General features: G+C 48.6%; 12 protein-coding genes. 1 reads left to right on the forward strand and 11 read right to left on the reverse strand.

What is annotated here, in order from left to right; translation table 11 throughout:
* Positions 1-3: 3 nt before the first annotated feature.
* The gene (locus AB1611_19820; GenBank protein ID MEW6381829.1) at positions 4-1,089 is read left to right on the forward strand and encodes a hypothetical protein; all 1,086 of its coding nucleotides are present in this window, start codon (positions 4-6) and stop codon (positions 1,087-1,089) included.
* Between the two features lie 259 nt (positions 1,090-1,348).
* Here the strand turns inward: AB1611_19820 and AB1611_19825 are convergent, their stop codons facing one another.
* The 11 genes from AB1611_19825 to AB1611_19875 form a co-directional block, all read right to left on the reverse strand.
* Positions 1,349-2,554, reverse strand: coding sequence for a 6-phosphofructokinase (locus AB1611_19825; protein MEW6381830.1), 1,206 nt, complete (start codon positions 2,552-2,554; stop codon positions 1,349-1,351).
* 151 nt (positions 2,555-2,705) lie between these two features.
* Positions 2,706-3,137, reverse strand: a complete 432-nt coding sequence (locus AB1611_19830; protein MEW6381831.1) for a SoxR reducing system RseC family protein — start codon at positions 3,135-3,137, stop codon at positions 2,706-2,708.
* Positions 3,138-3,250: 113 nt separating this feature from the next.
* Entirely contained in the window at positions 3,251-4,828 is a 1,578-nt protein-coding gene (locus AB1611_19835; protein MEW6381832.1) for a polysaccharide deacetylase family protein, read from the reverse strand.
* A gap of 60 nt (positions 4,829-4,888) precedes the next feature.
* Positions 4,889-7,552 (reverse strand): hypothetical protein, encoded by a 2,664-nt coding sequence (locus AB1611_19840; protein MEW6381833.1) that lies wholly within the window; start codon positions 7,550-7,552, stop codon positions 4,889-4,891.
* Positions 7,553-7,713: 161 nt separating this feature from the next.
* Positions 7,714-10,554 carry a DUF499 domain-containing protein gene (locus AB1611_19845; protein MEW6381834.1) on the reverse strand — a complete coding sequence of 947 codons (2,841 nt, stop codon included), beginning with the start codon at positions 10,552-10,554 and terminating at the stop codon, positions 7,714-7,716.
* 13 nt (positions 10,555-10,567) lie between these two features.
* The gene (locus tag AB1611_19850; GenBank protein MEW6381835.1) at positions 10,568-13,579 is read right to left on the reverse strand and encodes a DUF1156 domain-containing protein; all 3,012 of its coding nucleotides are present in this window, start codon (positions 13,577-13,579) and stop codon (positions 10,568-10,570) included.
* Positions 13,580-13,603: 24 nt separating this feature from the next.
* Complete coding sequence (locus AB1611_19855; GenBank protein ID MEW6381836.1) at positions 13,604-13,945, reverse strand: HepT-like ribonuclease domain-containing protein; 342 nt, start codon at positions 13,943-13,945, stop codon at positions 13,604-13,606.
* Positions 13,942-14,241 (reverse strand): nucleotidyltransferase family protein, encoded by a 300-nt coding sequence (locus AB1611_19860; protein ID MEW6381837.1) that lies wholly within the window; start codon positions 14,239-14,241, stop codon positions 13,942-13,944. Before AB1611_19860 ends, AB1611_19855 begins: the two co-directional genes overlap by 4 nt.
* A 239-nt stretch (positions 14,242-14,480) precedes the next feature.
* Complete coding sequence (locus tag AB1611_19865; GenBank protein ID MEW6381838.1) at positions 14,481-15,035, reverse strand: hypothetical protein; 555 nt, start codon at positions 15,033-15,035, stop codon at positions 14,481-14,483.
* Positions 15,036-15,491: 456 nt separating this feature from the next.
* Entirely contained in the window at positions 15,492-18,959 is a 3,468-nt protein-coding gene (locus tag AB1611_19870; protein MEW6381839.1) for a DUF3883 domain-containing protein, read from the reverse strand.
* Between the two features lie 108 nt (positions 18,960-19,067).
* Positions 19,068-20,033, reverse strand: a complete 966-nt coding sequence (locus tag AB1611_19875; GenBank protein MEW6381840.1) for an ABC transporter substrate binding protein — start codon at positions 20,031-20,033, stop codon at positions 19,068-19,070.
* Positions 20,034-20,044 lie beyond the last annotated feature (11 nt).

Consider the following 20,044-nt stretch of genomic DNA (forward strand, 5'->3'; position numbering starts at 1 on the left):
CCGATGCTCATGAACAGAAGAGGGCTCATCTTCCTGCTTCCGGTCTGGCTCTGCTGGCTACTTTTCTCCTGTCAGAAAGCCCTGTTCAGGCAGCGGAACCTGTTCGTTCCGGATGAATTTCCCACCATCGAGAAGGCGGTGAAAAATTCAACCTCCGGAGATACCATTGTCGTCAGCCCGGGAAAGTATTCCATTTCCCCGGCAGGCATCCATATTACCCAAAAAAATCTGACTCTTCGTGCTGCTTCAGGTGCCCAGGAAACGGTTTTGACAGGAACGGGAGACAGACCGCTCATCTCATTCGGAAAGGAAAGTCAGGCCATCCTGGATGGTTTCACTCTCACCGTTTCAGCACCTGATCCCAATAAGCCCTGTCCACTCCACGGAGGGGGAATTTATTGTGCCCCTTACTCATCTCCCACCATTATCAATAATATCATCGTTAATCAAAAGGCTCAATTCGGAGGGGGAATTTATTGTGCCCACTCCTCAGCTCCGAAAATCCTTCACAACACCATCGCCAATAATCAGGCCGGAGTCTGCGGGGGAGGAATATTTTCTTTCCATGCCTCTGCCAGGATCGTACAGAACCGGTTTTTCCGAAACACTGCCTGCTTTGGAGGAGCGATATTCTGTGATACCGACAGCTCGCTTATTCAAAACAACATCCTGGCCGAAAACAGAGCCTCGCATTCCGGCGGAGGATGCAGCCTGATCGATTCTGCGGCGGCTGTGATTAATAACACCTTATCCCGCAATACTGCCCTGTTCGGGGGAGGCATCTTCGGATCAGCCGGGGAATTTCAGCAGATCAATAATATCCTCTGGGCAAACCAGGACGACCTTTGCCTCGTCGATTTCAAGATGACATCCCGGCCCAGATTTTCCAACATTGCCGATGCCGATTATCTGGGGGTCAATGGGAACATTGCCCAGGACCCATTGTTCATCGACCCCAATCAGGGAGATTACCGGCTGAAAGCCCAATCCCCCTGCCGCCACAGCGGTGATCCGCAAAGTATATACCATGATCCCGATGGTTCCCGAAATACCATAGGCGCGTATGGCGGGCCGGAAGCTTTTCAATAAGGTAATCCTGGCCAGGTGAACCTGAAAGCCCGATTCGGGCAAAGAAGTCAGAAGGCAGAAGTCAGAATGGATCGACAATGGGCTTCCAGATGTCACCGATACAACAGCCCGTCGTAGTTGTGAAGTTAACCCCTCGACTTCCTCTTTGGGGAAATTATTACTCTAGCGGTAAACAGAACCCTACCCCTGTGGTTATAAGAGAGAACAGGCGGGGTCGGCGAACCCCGCCTGTTGAAATCTTCATTCTTCGCATATACTCTCAATAAAGCCGGTCGATAGGCCCGGTTAATTCCATGCCTCTGCCTTCGTAGCGGGCGGGTTTGCGGCCGAAGCAAAAGCCCATGGTTTCATAGAGGGCTACCATGTCCAGGTTAACATGCCGCTGCTTGATGACCTCCTCGGTTTTTTGATAAAGGATGGTCCTCCCTTTAACCCCGCAAATCGTCACTCCGGAGATTCCCTGCTTCAGCAGCAGCACCGCACCGGCCCCTGCTTCCTTGCCAAAGTTGACATCGTAGGATGAGGATTCACCGGACCGCACCAGGTGGCCGGGAGTGACGCTGCGGACTTCGGGTATCTCGTAAACTCCCTCTACATACTGGCCGCTGTCCTGCATAAACTTTTTGATCCTGGGGTCAGTTTTCAGCCTTTTTTCCAGTTCCTGGCAGACGTATTTTGCCGCTCCGGCCAGTTTCTTGTGTCCGAAAGCGTCAACTCCGGCACTCTCGTCAACGATTTCTTTACCCGAAGCATCGGCCAGCCCCTCGGCCACGACAACGGTATAGGTTCCGGCCCTTACGTCATTTTCCAGGATGCGCCGGGTAAAGGTGGAAAACATATGCTGGTAGAGAATGTCAAAGTCTACCGGGATCTCCGGAATCAGGATGGCGTCAGCTTCTGCAGCCACTCCGCCCCGGAAGGCGGTATGACCGGCATATCTGCCGAAAACCTCGGTGACGACAACCCGGTTATGGGTTCTGCCCGTGGTTTTGAGATCCTGCACAAACCGGCTGATCCGGTTGATAGTCGAATCTCCCCCCACGGAGTAACTCTGCAAGTCCAGGTCCATGGTCTTTGGCGCATGGATGCAGGAGATACCCTTTCCCGCCAGGTCCACCAGCACGCTGCCGGTATCATCTCCTCCACTGATAACCAGAGCGTCGATTCCAAAGCGCTGCAGCCCCTGTTTTATCCGGTCATATTTGTCAGGATCCTTGATTTTTTTTATTTTTACCCGTGAATGGCCTGCCTCTGATCCGGCGGGATAGGCTTCGAATCGGTCCAGGCGGTTTGGGGTGAGCGTAACCAGGCTTTCGAAATTCACCAGGTTATAGAGTCCCGCATACCCATTCGGAACAATTACCGCCTCGATTCCCAGGGAATTAGCCATCTGGGCAGCACCTTTGACTACCGCGTTCAGGCCGCCACAATCACCACCACTCGTCAGAATGCCGATTTTCCTGATTTCAGCCATGCTTTTTCTCCTTTTTTGCCAACGATAAAATAATAACTGCCGGGAAATACCGACTATGAAATTGGGTGATTAGGGTAAAAGTTTGACGATCAGCGAATAAATACTGTGCTGCTGTTACAGCACAATACATACTGTGCCGTTGCTAAAGCACCTGGATAATCTGTGGCATAAAACGTTCTGTTGATTTTCGGCGGCGGTCGAAAAACCGGATGCCGAAAAAAATTCCAGCCATGACACTCAGCCCGGCCACGGCAGCGAAAAGCTCCGATGCCCGGTCGGACACAACAGGGGTCACAAGCGCCTTTCCGGCGATGGATCCCAAAATAAGCCCTGCCAGGGGGAGGAGATAGAGCAAAAACGATGCAGCCAGGACCGACCCAGGGGCGACAGACAATTGCACGCGCTGGCCGACCCTGGCCCCGGCACTGTTGCGGGCTTTGACGATTATCGTCTGATCAGGCCCGATGTGACAGAATCCCGCCGACGGGCAGTGCGCACAACCAGCGCTGCGTACAACCCTGACCAGGGCATAGGGTCCCTCAACTGATGTTACCATTCCTTCCTCGGCAGACATCTTTTACTCCTGAGAACCTGCCCACCCATGAGCTTTTCTCTGTGCCTCTGTGTCTTGAGTGGTGTCCTTTGTATTTGTTTTTGTTTTTATTTTTGTTTTTGAGGACATCCTCCTTATCTCCAGCGAGAGTTTCCCTCAGGCGACTTACTGAAGCTCTCATCTTTGGCATGGCGGACCCGGCTTTTTTTCGCTGCTCTCTGCGAATCAGTCATCCCCTGCACCAGTTGAGAGATCGTTACGATCTCATAGCCCTTGGCGCGTAATCCGTCGATTATCCCCGGCAATTGGAGGTAAACCTTGTCCTGATGGGGACGGTTTGTACTGAAATGCATCAACACGATCCCCCCATTGGCTCCGGATTCCGTACCCTTGCCGAAGTTGACAATCTGGTTGCGAATCTCCTCTGCCGTATGATACCTGCCTGAATTCGTATCCGCTACCCAGTCCATACTGTCCAGCCCATTCTCCCAATCCCGTCCGCAGGTCCATGAGACATGAACGTATCCCAGCTCTTCAGCCCACTTGCGGATATCCAGATTGGTCTCTCCATAGGGAGCACGCCAATAGGGGCTCATATGCCTGCCGGTCAGGTGGTAAAAGGCCTCCTCTGCCCTTTTCAGCTCATGGTGGAGAAATTCCCGATTGACTCCGGGAAGGCAGGTGGTGGACCGGCGATTCTCGATCCTGGTGAGGTGAGGATGGGTATCGGTATGATTTGCGACCTCATGGCCTTCCTCGACTATTCTCCTGACAATTTTCGGGTTTCGTCGAATAAATTCGCCGGTCAAAAAAATGGTTGTCCGGATACGCTTTTCTTTCAGGATATCCAGGATAACCGGGGCGGCATCCGCATTCTCCCCACTGTCAAAGCTCAGGCAAATCCTGGCCTGGTCCATGTTTCCCCGATTGATATCGAGGCCCTTTTCCATAACCTGCGAGGTCGCCGTATCGACAACCAGCTCCAGGGTATTGGAATAGCACCAGCCTCCATCCGCAGTAATCAGCTTGGCCTGCAAAACGTTCCTGTTCCTCTCCAGGCCAATCCGAGGGAAGAAAAACCGATCTCCCCTGCACGGTACAGTATCACACAATCGATCATTTTTGTAAAGAGCAATGATACTGTTTGGTGGAGCATTGCCGTAAATATCAACAATATAGACAGGTTGCTTGATACGATTAGGCGCAAGACCGATATGAAAATTGGAACATATTTCATCCATAACAGCATCGTCTTGCGTTGATTTGCCGGCAGCCTTTGCCGGAGAGCTCATCTTTGCCTTTCCCTTGGACGGGCGAGTTGCCGCAGGCTCTTTCTCTTTTGAATCCAAAGTTGTATTCTGGCCGCTGGCGGGAATTGCCGCAGGCTGAGAAGCTGCCCTGGGCAGAGGAGTATGCTTTTCCTCGGTCGATGCGGAATGCAGGAGGAGTGCGCCTGCGCCAACGATAAGCATGAACAGGAGGAAGGTTGAGTATTTATTGAGATGTTCAACTTTTGTGCGCAGGTAAAGATTGTGCCTGAAAAAAACCCGCTGGCTGTGCAGCCGGATATTCTTGAGCTGGAAGAGAGTATGACATTTCCGGCTGCAAAACGATTGATCTTTCACCCTGATTTGACAATCCTGGCACAGGGATTTCCAGCAATACTGGCACCGCCCCTTTGCTTGTCTTTCCGGATGATTTTCGCAATGCATGGATGTTATGTGCTTTTTACTCTCATCATAAAAATAGGTCAAAATTCCCGGCTACTACAATTATGGTTCCTGCAATTTTCGTGCCTTCACTTCAGCCTCTCCTAACAAAAATTGCAGTTGAGCGACCTGCTGATTGGCATTCTCGACCAAAGACTGCTGCTGTGCCAGGGTGTCAAGTTTTACCTTGAGATCCTCCGCCATCAGATCCAGGTTTCTCATCCGATAATCAGCATCGTCAATCAATTGAACATTCTTCAGAATAGTTCCCATCTTCTCGTGAGTATCGGCAATCAAATCGTGAAGACTCTTCAGCTTGGCACCGACCTCATCCACCTTCTCGCTTTCGGAAAGCAGATTTTGCATCCTTGCCCGGATGTCCTGTGCCAGCAGCCGTACTTCCTGAATTTCACGGTTGGTCCTCTCGATCACATCTTTTCCGCCTGATATTTTTGCCAGGTTTTCATCAATTCCCTGGGATAGCTCCTCCAGAGTTCCGATCTTTCTCTCCAGCTCGGAGAGGGCGGCTTTGCGGCTGGTAAGCGTATCGATTTTATGCTCGATATCCCGGTGCAGTTGAGAGAGATTTTGCAATTTATTTTCCATCTTGTCAATATCTATCATTCCATTCAAAACCCGGCCCACCCCTTCTTCCATCTGCCGCAGCAGATCCCGGAACTGCCCCCGGTGGCCCTCCGCTATTCCCTGGGCCTGGGTGCGCCAGTGTTCGAGGTCATTGATTTTATGGTCAATCGCCCCAAAGAGACTGGATATCCTGGTCTCATTTTCCACCATCTCAACATGAATCCGCTGGACTGCATCCTTATTCCGGTTGATTTGACTCACCATCTGCCGTATCTCTTCAGCCTGGGTCTTCAGCTCTGCCAGTTGAGCAGCCTGTTCCTGAATCTGCTCTCTCTCGGCCTGCAATTCGGTGTTCCTGATCTGAACATCCTCGATAATGACTTTCAGGGCATTCAACCCCTCTTCGGCCTTCTCGACTTCGGATTTATTCTGAAGAACAACCCCGATCCGGGTTTCCAGCTCGTTACTGAGCTGGCTCAGCCGCAGAATCCGGTTCTCCAGATTCTGCACCAGGGCCTGCCGGTGTTCCAGCCGCCCCATCTTTTCATTCAGCTCGCCGGAGAGGGTGACCAATTTCTCCATTTGCTTGCGGGCATCTTCAATGTAATCGATCTGCTCGATGATTTCATCTTCCGTCCTGGACAGGTCTTCGGCCAGCTTTTTAATGTCCTGGATCTGGGATTCCAACTGGCCCAGCTCGGACCGTTTGTTTTCCAGATCGTTCATTCGATCCTCGATATCCATAAGGCTGGACGTCAGGGTTTCCACTTTGCTTTCAATCCGCTCGATCAGCTTGCTTTTCTCCTGGATCTTCTCTGCCTCGGATTGCATGTTGTGAGCCAAAAGGTCTATTTCCAGTAACTGGTTTTTCACCTCTTTAATGATACCCTTCTGATTGAGCACCTCTTCAAATTCCCGCTGCAGGTCCTGCAGTTCCTGATTCACCTGCTGAATCTGATCGTTCACCCGCTGAATGTCAGTCTGGAGGGCAAGAATTTCATCTCCTTTGCGTTCCGCATCTTCCAGCCGGGAATGCAGGTAGTCGATCCTCCCGCTCAGGTTGTTCATAACAGCCCGTGTCTCATTGAGCTCCCGGGTTTTATTGCTGATTTCCGTTGACAGGTTCTGGAGCTCCTCCATCCGTCCGGTAACAGCGGCCAGAAATTCCTTGGCCTCGATAACCTGCCTGGTCTTGAGGTCTATCTCGTTGAACATGGATTCGAGCCGCCAGATATTCTTTTCCGTCTTTTTAATTAATTTATTCTCTTCGGCCAGTTTGTTGATCTTGGCTTCCATGTCCCAGAACAGGACATTGAGTCTTCCCGCTTCCTCATTGGCCTTTTCCACAATCAGCCGCTGCTGGGAAAGGGTATTCATTTTGGTTTTAATGTACTCGCCCAGGGAATTCAAACTGTCGAGTTTTTGCCGGGTGGATTCGTAAAGCTTTCGATCTCTGTCCAGCTCTTCGGCCTTTTGCCGCATATCGAAAGCCAGAGATTCATATTTGGCGACCTGCTCGGTAAAATTCTTCATTTTAGTGAGAGCATCCAGCCGCTCCTGCTCCATGCCCTGAAATTCACTGCGTAACTTTTTCGTCAGGGAGGAAAACTGGTTGGCCTCTTCCACTGCCAGGTCAATATCGACCTTGCGGTCGGAAATCTGAGCCATTTTCTCCCCCAGATCACGGGTTTGGGTCTGTAAAACATCAACCGTCCGGCCAATATGCTCGGCAGCCTGCTGAAACTGTCCGACCTCTTCCTTCATCTGGTTGAAGACCTGGGCCTGGCCGCTCAGCTCATCGAATTTTTCAGACAACTCGAGAGCCAGGGTAGTAAAACTGTCCAGTTTCCGATTGACCTCGTCGATATTTTCCCGAAACCGCAGGACCTCGGTAATTTTCTTCTCCGTGGATTGAGACAAAAACTGCAGGGTCTCGACCCGCTTTTCAACCCGCAGGATCATCTCACTGTTTTCACAAAGGCTGGCTATCTGCATCCGGATCTGATTCAGCAAGGCCTCCAGACCTTCCCGCTCTTTCCTGGACTCCTCCAGCATATGACCCAGAATAGCCATGTTCTCGGCAAGGATTGATTCTTTGTTATCGCTTCGAAGCATAGACTGGCTTTGTATATCCTTATGCATTTCCTTCTCCCAAAAATGGTAAAATCGTCCAGGAACACTCGACCTGGCAGTAATTCCTGCAAACTACTCTGGCAGCCTGTCGAAAGACCCCGTGGAATCCCTGGGATCGTGCTTTTCATCCTGCCGTGAATGAGAGCTAGAGTAATAGGAATAATAAGTGATCAATCGTCTATCTTTATATTATCATCTAAGCCCAATTCACGTAAAGCGATTTTGGTCTCTTCGATCTTTTGCTCTGAGATGCCCTCATCAGGAGCGACCTCTACTTTTAAGGTTAACTTTAGACCTTTGCCCACAGCAAACTTAGAAAGAACTTTGGTGTAAAAGTTCATCCATTTCTGTGGCTGGACATCTCCGGTCCAGGCCAATCTTGCGGCACCAGCTCTTGGCAAAGGCGAAGGTGTAACGGTAGCATTTCCTCCCCTCGGTTGTACCCCGGTGAAATCTGATAAATTGCCGGGCTCAGGCGGGACTGGAGGTCCCGGAGGCCATGCATAATTAGGAGTAGGTGTATCAGGTGAAGAGGATGTTTTTTTCGTGCTTAAGCAGGTTTCTGCAACCTCCTTGGTGATGATGAACATATCATCTGATATCTCCACTTCGTGAGCAGTCAAGCTTTTATTGTAAATAAATGGATTATAATCACCCATCCCTGTCTTACCAACATAAGCCAGCAAACCGTTACTTACCCCCCTGGCGATGGTGTCTTTAATTATCTCAGGCTTAAGAAGCCTTGGGAATTGTGGTGAAGCGTAGAACATATCCCGAACGGACTTCGTGCTCCACTCCGTGAAAGCGGGAGGCCAGTTTGCTATCAATTTAAGGGGGCTATACCCTTCTGTTATCTCATCTTCCTGCCGTAGCCGGTTCAGGATAAAGGTAACTATGGTATCGGCTGCACTGGAATGAACCAACCCGAGGTCTATGGGGCGCATGGTGTTATCTTTGCCCAAAAATAATATGTTCTTATAGGTTCGCCAGACGCATTCCCTGAGGTCTCTTTGCGCTTTCTGGTGGCTTTCAAACAATTGGCGTCTTTGCCCCTCATCAAGACGATGGGACTCTTCCTCATCCCGAATGTCCTCCCAGGCAAGAGCTTTTCTCGCCTCATCGCGGATGGTACTGGCTCCGTCCGGAATACACCAAATCAAGGCGCTTTTATAGGTTCTGGCTGAAGTACCATACTCTCTGGTCATGGTATCCACCCAATCGGTAGTCTTCCTTTCATCCTGCATTACCTGGTCAGGGGCAACAATTATTAACGTCAAGGCAGGCCGGTCAGGGATCTGGATGCTTTTTTCTGGGAAAAAGACTTGCTCTACGATATTTGATCCGCAGGTGAATACCTTCTGTATCTCATTGCGTACCCGCTCATCGATCTTCGACGACTGGATGCTGGCCCTCCGGTCAGCCAAGATTTTATTCAGGTTCTTTAAAAAGCTAAAGCGGTACTTATTTCGCTCCACACAGAGAAAATAACAGGTGTTGCTCAAGGCTTCAAGAACAGTCTCCACATTGCCGATATCCAGTCCTGGTTCAGCTACAGCAATACGGATCTCAGGTACAGTGGCTTCAGCCTTCATTTGTCCTCCATTCGATTCGAAAAAAATGGCTGTAGCTGCTTTCTTATGAAGGCAGGCTTTTTTTATGGTATCCACTGCTTCCTTATCAAGACGGACAGCATGAGAATCCTGCTTGCCGCAAATGTCTGTGGTGACAGCAGTTTCAAACTGCTTGAGGTCACCACCCAATTGCTCGAGTAGGGCTGGACGAAACAGCATTGAATCATCGAGCGGGGCTGAACCAAGGCCAATGAGGGAATCCCCATATGTTCTCTTATACCCTTCCTGGTAAGCCCTGGAAACCCATATGGCTAAAAGCCTCAAGATTCCCCGTGTCTGTTGAAAACGGGGTAATGCCTGCCACTTCCGCTCAAAGACTGAGAGCAATACCGGGTGGAACGGGTAGGTAGCTTCGAATGCTTCCCTGGCATGGTCAACAGGAAACCAGCTTGGAATCTGCAATCGATGGTCAACAATCCACTCTGCATATTCGCTGCAGGTTTGCTTCGCATCCCTGCTGAGTAAAACTTTCCCATCGCTGCCTACCGCTTGTAGTTCCCACTCAAATAACCGGCGACGAATAATCTCCGATGTTTCGCTCTCCGCAGACATAATTACCGCCTTGCCAAGACGGTCCAGCATCTTCTTGATACGCTCATAATCCAGCTTGTCTTCAACGGTCATCTCCAATTCTTCAGATGCAGGTACAGACACTACCAGGACAATAGTTTTTTCACCACGAGCAGTCTCTGACAAATTATGAAGAAAATCATAAAACTGTACTGACAGGCCGCTTTTGCGATTCCGGCTGACATAGTTCATCAACTCGTCCATAAGGATTAAGCAGGGCCGATCCTGGGGAAGTATTCTGCGGATTACATCTCCTGCCGGAGCAATCATCTGTTTTTCGTGCTCAGCCACAAGAGCAAAGGCTTCCTCGCCACCAAGCTGATAGGCAATTTCACCCCAGGGAGTTTTCCGAATTGGTCTTCCGTCATGGCCGCCGCGGCCGGTTAAGGAATCGAATTCCGTACCGACAAATACGGCCGTAGCTGCCCTGGGCACACTGTTTATCCCTGCCTTGGACAGTATTTTATTCACCCCGGGCCAGCTATTGGCATCTGGTCCGCTCTGGGCCAGATGATAGAGCAAAGTCAATGCGTGGGTTTTCCCGCCTCCAAATTGGGTAGCCATATTAAAAACAGCCGAGGCTTCAGTTCTCTCACCGGATAATCGTCGAAGAGCTTCAGAAGCAAGGGCTGTTAAATTTTGGGTCAGATAGGTACGTTCAAAAAACTGTCTGGGATTTTGATATACACCCGGCGCTCTTCCATCCCGAACCTGGTCGAGATGAACGGCAAACTCAGCAGCATCGAGAGGCTTGCCTTCACATAAATCTTCGCGCGGTGTAACAACCTTATACCAGGGTCTCAGGTTCATATTTCATTCTCCGTTAAAATCCTAGCCCTTTTTTGCGAGCCAAGACACCGTCTACCCACCGCTTTTCATCACAATGAGCCGGGTAAAGAGCTGACAGTGCCTGGGCCAATCGCCAGAAGCGTTGATCGCGGCCTACACCCTTTTCCACTAAAAACCGTTTAAGGGCTTCACCCCGCCCTGCGGCAAAAAGGATCATGCTTTGATGAATGCGGTCGAGGATGGTGATGCCGAGTTTTGGTACATTCTTTTCCCCCCAGCCTCCACTTTCCTCTTCAACCTCATCAAGGGTGACAAAAAGAGCAAGTTGTCTCGTTTTTTTCTTCTGCTTTTTTGCCTGGGGAGCCTTATCTTCATCCTTGCCAAAAAGATGCCTTGTCCGTTCCGATACCGGCATGAGTCGAGCCTTATCCCCTTTTACTTCCACTATGCTTGTCAAATGCTCCAGGTGGGCTCCAAGACCCTGGGCGATTTTTCGAGCCGCGTCATACTCAAGGACAAAGCCGCTTACTTTAATTCCAGTGGCAGGTGATTCTTCATCCTCGGTGTCGTCTTCTTGTCTTTCATTAGGGACAGATTTAGCCTTACCATTGCCATTTCCGTTTCCGTTCCCGTTTACACCGGTCGAGAGGGTCCACAGCCACATGGCCGTGAGCCGGGCATCTTCTTCAAATCCGGTGGCATCTGCTCCCTTAAAGATCATATTCAAGGCTTCCCTGGAAACAGTAGCCCAGACGTGTTCGAGATATTCTCTGAGTGTCACTTGTTCACCGCTGGCCTTCTCTACCCTTGAATATCGAGAGAAGATTTCCAGGGCTGGACCAAGACAAGCGAAAATGGCGTCGGCACCGACGACACCTTCGGCGGATAGACGGGGCATCCATTCATGGATGCGGGTGGGAAGTTCTGCGAGGATGTCACGCCAATCGCCGATGTCGGCGGGGTGGAGGAGATCGTTGAGTTTTTGGCGGGGACGGCAGACGAGATGAACTGAAGACATCAAACGAGACTGCCCGATACCAGCAACTTTTGTGGCCATTTCAGTATCGATTGGCCACGAGCCTGTAATTATCCAGCCAGCATCCATCATTGCCTGTAGTTGAGCCTCCCATCCAGATGTAGACTTATGAGCGAAGACAACTACGCCAATGCCGCCTGGGGATAGTATTCGCTGCCCTTCCGACATTGCCTGTGTCATCTTTTTAAGGTAGAAATTTACATCCTTGATACCAACACTCTCGACAGGTGTTGGCTCAACAATTATCTCTTCGGCTTTTGGAGTTAGTGGGGATTCCCACTGTTTTCCATTTAAGGTTCTTCTTAACCAAACATAAAAGAAGTCACTTAAATCTGCATAGCTGATCATGTCGTAGTAGGGTGGATCTGTAAAAAAACATTGAGCTGCACTATCGGGTAAAGGGTGCGCGGTTGCAGAAGAGCATTCAATTTGGCCAACCGACCAGTTACAGCCAATATTGGAAAGTGTCTTTACCAATGTATCAAAAAAAACTTTGAATGAACCACTCGAAATGCTTAAAGGCACTCCTTCTGCAAAGTCCCATACCATTGGGATTGCTTGTCTTCCAAAAAGATGTCGAGGACATTGCGCAATAGGTTCCCATGCATTTAAAGAATTTCCCAAGTCAGCCTGTTTATCCAATACTAAAGCTAATAATGACTGTATTGCTGAAGCTAATCCTTTTTCATGGTTGGTTGCTACCTTTTCCCCTGCTTTATGTACTAGCCGCGAAAAGGTTGATAGCATAAGTGCTTGACGGGGCGTAAAAACATCTCCCCATGTTTCCATCCCATAGAGTGGAACCCGGTTAACAGAATGAGGTAATGGATTAACCGGCTCATTGGGCAAAAGTGATAATTGGCCTACATGCGCTTTATCACGCTGTTTTAGTTCTTGAGCTGCATTCTTAAGAATTTTTATATCATAATCATTAGGTAGACGGTAAAATCGTCCCTGCTGACCCACTCGAGTTGTTACTATACAAAGTAGCACTGCATCTGCTGTCCCACCCTTTCTCTCTTTCAATTGCCGCCGCACCGAATCCACTTGAGTAGTAAATCCACAGCAAGGACAAGTAGCAGACCCACGACGAACCGTCCCATCTTTTATATCCTGGGCTTTAGCGTTCTGGATTATCTCGAAATCCACACGTTTTTCTCTTTGATTTGGAACCATCCGCAGCGCTACAGACCTGCTCCCCTTCTTAGCCAACCACAGGGACCTTATCAATGGCACCTCCGCTCCACACCCTGGCCCTTCACACCTAATAGTCCTCGCCCAAAGGTAGGCAATAGGCGTAGCGCCATCCGGATCTTTGGGGTAAAACTCGGCCAATTCTTTTTCCGCTTCCTTTTTTATCCACTCACCCCATTTGCGAACTTCATTAGCTAACTGCTGGCCATACTTTGGGATGTATTCCAGCACTACCTTATTGAGAAGCACAGCAACAGGATTTAGATCACTGGCAAAAGCATCCGCTCCTACTCTCAATGCTTCCAGGGGAATAGACCCGCCCCCGGCAAAAGGGTCCACCACAAGAGGCTTTGTTCCCGGCATGCCGCCCAATGCCTCATGAGCGGTTTGGGTTAAGGCCCTGCTGGTTTCCAGATATTCTCCTCTGGTTGAATTGTCCCAGTTGGAAAAATCGGCTATGAAATCAAGCAGTGCATATCGCAGCTCCAAGTTATCGTTAAATTTATCAGGGTTTTTCTGAAAGCCTATAAATCGCTTGAGACTTTCGGGGCTCAATAATGCGCGGTAATTATTGGCCCATTTTCGTATCCACTCCTTTGCTGCTTCCCGGAACGAATCAGGACAAAGAGGGTCTGCCGGATCTGGCCACAGGGCTGCACATATCACCGCACGGCAGGCTGCGAGTGGCCGTCGCGCCCACCAGATATGGAGGGTGGAGATATGCCCATGCCTTATGCTTTTTTCCCTGCGGGCATTTTCAGAAATCCGCTTGATGGGAAGATCCACTTCGATTAATCGCTTGGGGTATCGATTCAAACCGCATGCTCCCTGAGAATTTACTTATTTTTCTAGTTCTTCAATAATTTTTTCTATTTTTTCTTTTAACTCAGGAATCTTGTCCTGTATAGCATCCCATACAATATCCCAGTTCACTCCAAAATAATAATGGATAATTTTATCTCTCATCCCAGCGATTTTTTTCCATTGAATGTCTGTGTATCTTTTTTTGAAATCATGAGAAAGACTTTTTACTGCTTCACCAATAATTTCAAGGCTTCTGGTGCAACCTCTTTTCAGTAATTCATGAGAGATAAAATCTTCATAGGTAAATCCGCTGGTTTCATGTAAGAGAAATTTTGTTTCATCCAGGATATGTTTAAGATACGGTAAGTTCTGCTTCATAACCACTTGATCTCTTTTTCTACGTGTGGTTGAATATAGGGACTCAAACTGCCTTTCGTTATAAGTTCTATCTTTCTACCAAATAAATCTTCAAGATAAAAAGCGAGATCCATAAAATTATCAAAACTGGGAGTTTCAAACTCGATAAGAAAATCTATGTCACTATTTTCTTTTTGTTCTCCTCTGGCATAAGAACCAAATAATCCTATCCTTTTAACTTTATACTTTCTCAAAATATCACTGTGCTCTCTCAGTGCTATGAGTATCCCTTCCTCTGTAAGTTCCTTGCTCTTCATTGTAAACTCCCAAAATGCTCAGTTCTCCCTTTGGGAGGGGAGCATTACCAGTTTGTCAAAATCGAATTTCTCGTTCTCCATCCAGATCACCTCTCGCACCCTGTTGAGATGGCATGATTGACGGTTACGGTGCATTGGTTTCTATACTCTTAACGAATGGGTAATCCTCCCTCGGCAGTCATGTTCAGAAATCCGCTTGATGGGAAGATCTACTTCGATTAACCGCTTGGGAAACTGAGTCAAGTTGCTCTCTCTTCTGGAATTTGCTGGGATTCTTTAATGATTTGATCGACTTTATGAGCTGCTGATCGAGCCTCATCCACACTGATATGCGGTTTCAGTTCATTAATCTTGCGAGCCCTGGTCTCGACATCTCCATCAAACTCATAAGTCACATAGAGTGCTGTAGCCAGACATTCAAGTTCAGTTACTTTCTTACTACCAAGTTTTTCTGCAATGAATTTTACCTGATTATCATATCTTTTCAAGGTCTTGGGAAAGCGATCCTTTAACAGTTCGCTTCCTTCATCCGGGAGGAGACTAGGGCCATAAGGGTAGGGCTGAGGCTGCAACCTAATTAGCGCGTCTGCCCTCATAGCTGTAATTTCATCATTCAGATCAAATGAAAACGGCCCATGTTTGTATAAGGTGAACTCAAAACCTAGCGGAACTCCTAGCATTTGTTGAAGGAAATAGGCTGCCTTTTGGATGTGTGTCTCCCCACACCAACTCCCATGATCCTTAAGGTTTTTGGCCAATGACAGGAGTATAGCAGCACGTTGTAATCTTTTCATGATTCTTCCTCCTCTTTCGGAGCGATTATAGTTTCACGATTTTCTTTTAACCAGTTCTCGGCCTTATCTCTATGTTCCGGAGAAATAAAAACATTCGCTACCGGACACTTTTTTTTCAATTCCTGTAATCAACCGCGAATGCACACGAATAGACGCTAATAAATTCTTTTGATTTGCCTTCATTATCGAGTCCTCTTTGTTCAGTTCGCGTTCATTCGCGTTCATTCGCGGTTGTTACCTCAAAAGTGTCCGGTAGAGAGTAAAAACATAGTCTATAGCGGCAACCGGTACATTCTTTAATGAATTCGATAGAGCCAATGACGAAATGATGCGCTCGTCTTTGGCTTGTATAGGGGTAATTACTCAGGCACAGAGCTTCTGTGCCTGAGTAGTTACTACTATTTTATGTATTCACATTCATGTGAGGGGATACACTTGTAGTCGATAGAGATTGCACTATTCATTCTTGCAGTTTTTCTCACCAAGTATCGCCTTGGCCCCCACATGGTAATGCTCAATCTTTACCAGAGGTTGCCAGCCTAAACGTACCGGGTCCTGAATGGTATGTACCTCTGGCATATCAGCGCAATTAAACACAACATAGAGCCAGTAATCTTCCCTGAGCCTCTGGGCAGTCTTATATTCGTTGGTTGTCATGGCCACATCACCTACTGCAGCCCGTCCCTTTACTTCAATGAATCGAACCTCGGTGGCTGTTTTCGGGTCTTCAGGGTGCAGTTTCCGGGAGATAAGATCAAAGCCCCTATCCTCATTTTCGACACTTTCAACAACCCAGCCACGGGCTTCTTCATGAGCGATAGCCTTTTGTACTGCGATCCTCTCGATTTCCTCATCGCGAACCATAGGAGCAATATCGGGTGTTGAACGCTCCGGATGAGGCAATACCCAGGCTCGTCCCTGGTGCTGAATATCAGAAATGGTGCAATGGCGCTCCTGCTGTAATTCCTCCCTGCGCCGCTCTAAGCGAGCGTTCAATATATCGATACGATCCTCGGTAGTTTTGATATTGGCAGACAGCAGGGGATTAGTCTCGCCGGATTGCTGGCTTTCCAGCAATTCCGCCATCCTTAAATTTTGACGATGGATCAATTCATTCAGGCTGATCTCCATATGGCGGGTTATGGTTTCGATTTCCTTCTCCCTTTGGGCGCTGATTTCATCGAGAAAAGGATGCAGGGCCTTCTCAATAAGAAATTGTTCGACCCGGCCACGGTCAGGCATGGCATCATCGTCTAAAGTTTTAGTACCGACAGGTGCCGGGGTTAAATCTAAAAAAATGGTGGGTTGCCGAACGGCCATCGTGCCGTCAAGATTGGTTTGAACTACAAAAAGACGCCGGTGAAGAATATTCCCACACCCATCACGGATCGCTGCTGAGAAAACATCCAATCGACTGGGCTCTTTATGGTGAAGATCAAAGAACACCGCACCCCGTCGAAGGTCATTCTGCACCTGATCCAGGACATCTTCTCTGACGCACTCAAATAAGGGGTGTCCCGGTGTTATCCACTCCAGGGTAGGATCATCGGTGAGGAGATTCTTATCAAAGACAATTTGTTTGTATTCTCGTCCCAGTTTGCCGAAACGTGCCTCAATCCGCTCGCCCACTGGCCAGAGCGTCCGGGGAATACGGCCGATTCGATAAATGTGTGAGTCTTTCTTTCCCATCTCTTTTCCCTTAGGGGAAGCAGCCTGGGATGTAAGGACCTTGGGATGTACGCCGACCAAAGGACCGGATTGAACAAAAAAATCCTCAATTACCTCGGGGACCAGCCGCCGCTCTTTCGCTTCTGCGGATTTTCCTACTATAGCTGAGAGATTCAGCTCTCGCTTGGCCAGTCCTTCCAGGGTGGAATGAGTGATCCTCCGGAACCGCTCAATATCTACCTGCTCAACAATACGATCCTTAATGACTTCCTCGGTAAGGTTATGAGCATACATATCACGGAGCATACGCTCAAGCTGATTCGAAGGAAAGACATCGCCGAGAACATTAAATATCTTGCCGGTACGCTTCGGATCAAGATCATCCTCAATACTTTTAATACGCTCAAACAGTTTGTGTAAAACACGGCCCTCGCGGGTATTGGTTGAAACGAAGTTAAAAATCAGGCAATCTTTTTCCTGACCGTAGCGGTGAATACGGCCCATGCGCTGCTCAAGGCGTACTGGATTCCAGGGGATATCGTAATTGATCATAAACCAGCAAAATTGCAGGTTTATACCTTCGCCTGCCGCTTCGGTGGCGACCATAATCTGGCTTTCCTCACGGAATTCACGCTCTGCATAGATACGGGTCCCCGGGGTATCCCGGTCGCCGATTTTCATGCCGCCATGAATCTGCGTGACCTCAAGTCCCCATTCACGCAGCTTTCCCAACGGGCGGTTATCTTTACCGTCACCAACCAGATAGTCGAGTGTATCTTTATGTTCAGTAAAGATGAGAAGTTTCATCTTCGGGTCATGAAATATCCCCTGTTTGGTAATGACTTCCTTGAGCTTTACCAGTTTGGATTCAATTTCCCTTTGCTCTAAAAGATATGCCTGGTCAATGAGTTTGGCGAGCTGCAAAATCTCTTCCTTGAGCGCAGGAGGATCGACCGATGCAACCACATTCTCTAATTGGGTAATGATTTCCTGTTGTTCATCTTCCGGAAGGTCATCGAAATCATCAGGAACTTTTTTGAGGATTTGTTCTTTTCGGTAGCCATCAGGATCAGCCAGGATCTTTTCTCGCTTGGCTTTCATACGCTCAAGGCTTCGGCGAACGGCATAAATGCTGGAAGCAAACCGGCGTTGCAGCATAGCCATAGTAAAGCCAAGTGCACGGCCGCGGGCTGAGTCATCTGCCGCAGCTTTGATGGATTGATCCTCTACATACCGGGTCAGGTTGTCATAGAAATCCCATTCTTTCTCACAAATCTGAAATTCTGTAGTCTGAACCTTGCGTTTTGAAAAAAGAGCTTTCACTTGTTTTGTATCAGGATCGGGAAAGGTTACTAACGCTTCCTTAACACGGCGGAGATAAAAAGGAGCTTCACGCCGCTTCATGGCCTCTTCCAGGCTTTTAACGTCACCATAGACATCATTATCCAGGAGTTCGAGAAACAGGCAGAAGTTCTTGGGATCGCCCTTGTGCGGTGTGGCTGTCATAAGGAGATAATGGTCGGTCATGTGCGATAGGGACTCACCGAGTTGATAAGCCAGCGTTTTTTTATCCGAACTATATGCACTCATCTTATGGGCTTCATCGACGATAATCAAATCCCAGTGGCTGCGAAGAAGGCTTTCTTTGGCATCTTCAATCCGTGAAACCCAGGATACTGAGGTGATAACCTGATTTCTCTCCTGCCAGGGATTAGAGCCATAATTTGCCCGCAGGATTTCTCCCCGGATGATTTCAAATTGCTCGCGAAATTTGTCTTTCATCTCACGCTGCCACTGAAACGATAAATTGGCAGGCGTGACAATCAAGGTGCGCTTAATCAATCCCCGAATTTTCAGCTCCTTAATTAAGAGGCCCGCCATGATTGTCTTCCCTGCTCCCGGATCATCGGCCAGCAGAAAACGGATGCGTGGCAGCTTCAGGAAATAGTCATAGACTGCCTCCAACTGATGTGGCAATGGATCAACCCGGGCAATGGATAAGGTAAAGTAAGGATCATATTCATAGGCCAGGGCGAGTCGTATGGCCTCAATCCCAAGGCGGAACCGCGAGGCATCTCCATCGAATGGCTCCTTTTCCGGCGTAGTTTCCAGGGTGGCTAACTGCTCAGGCGATAAGACAGGCTCATACACCTGGCCGCTTTTCATACCCTTACCAATGAGCTTGATGCATTCGCCCATAGGGATAGTCGTAATCACCTGGACCGGTTCGGGAAGTATCGGCCCTTGGATAATCATATTTGGTTTAGGTATTATTCCATCATCTTTCAAATTAGAATAATTCGCCTCTTTTTTCTAATGGATTCCCATTTTTAAGAGGATTACAAGGAATCTCCGACAAGGCTGCTAGGAATACTTTTCCGCAGCTTTGGCCTGAATATCCTTGGGAAGCTGGATGCCCAACCTATAGGAAGTAGAGAGGTTGATAAAGATATCCGGTCGAGGAAGAAGAATGGGAATCTGAGCAGGAGTTTTATTCTGCTTGATGATCTGATAAATAATATTATCCGCTACCTGCCTGCCTAACCGCTTTTGGTCATATTCCAGGGCAGCCAGGGCTCCCATTTGCGCTCCTATTTTTCCGCCTCCGATGAAGGGGAGCCTGCGATTCAGGCAGCTCGAAGTAATGACCGGCAAGGCTGCCTCGACATTTTTATCCTGAACAACTCCCAGGAGAGCATCTATCTTATCTAACAGGAAATCCAGCTTCTCCGGTAACTCCCTCCCGTTTTCAGGAATCGGGAGGGGCTTTATCTCAAGGCCCTGACTGGTGCGGGCGAAATTTTGCAGGGCCTCAACCTGCTCTCTGGATCCGGGGATGCTTTCTGAATAGAGAACTCCAATCGTCTTCAGCCCCGGCAAAATACTGGTGTACAGCTTCATGCTCTCGGACCAGTCAAATCCGGAAAAGACTCCCGTGTAATTGGCAGCAGGTTTTTCCTGAAATTGAGCATAGCCGATGATCGTACGTCCGGGAAGCTTTTCAAGAACCCGTTTCACTTTCTCCGTCCCGATGACATAAACGGGATCCTCTTTAATTTCTCCTAGGCTTGACTCCTGATAGAAGATGGTATGAATCCCCTTGAACAATAGTCCCTCCCGCAGCCCCTGGATATGCGCTTTATATTCCGCGTAACCATCGACAATGGCCACCATGCCCCGTGCTCCGGGCGGAACCGGATCCTGAAAAGGTTTCCTCCTCACGAAGTAAATGATGATGACTATAATAACCAATAAGCTTAAATAAGTAAAGCTCCTAACCAAAATAACCTGCAATGCCTCACCGATATCTTCTTTTTCCTTCGACTGCATTGGCTCTCACT

The organism is bacterium, assembly GCA_040755755.1.
Classification (GTDB): domain Bacteria; phylum SZUA-182; class SZUA-182; order DTGQ01; family DTGQ01; genus DTGQ01.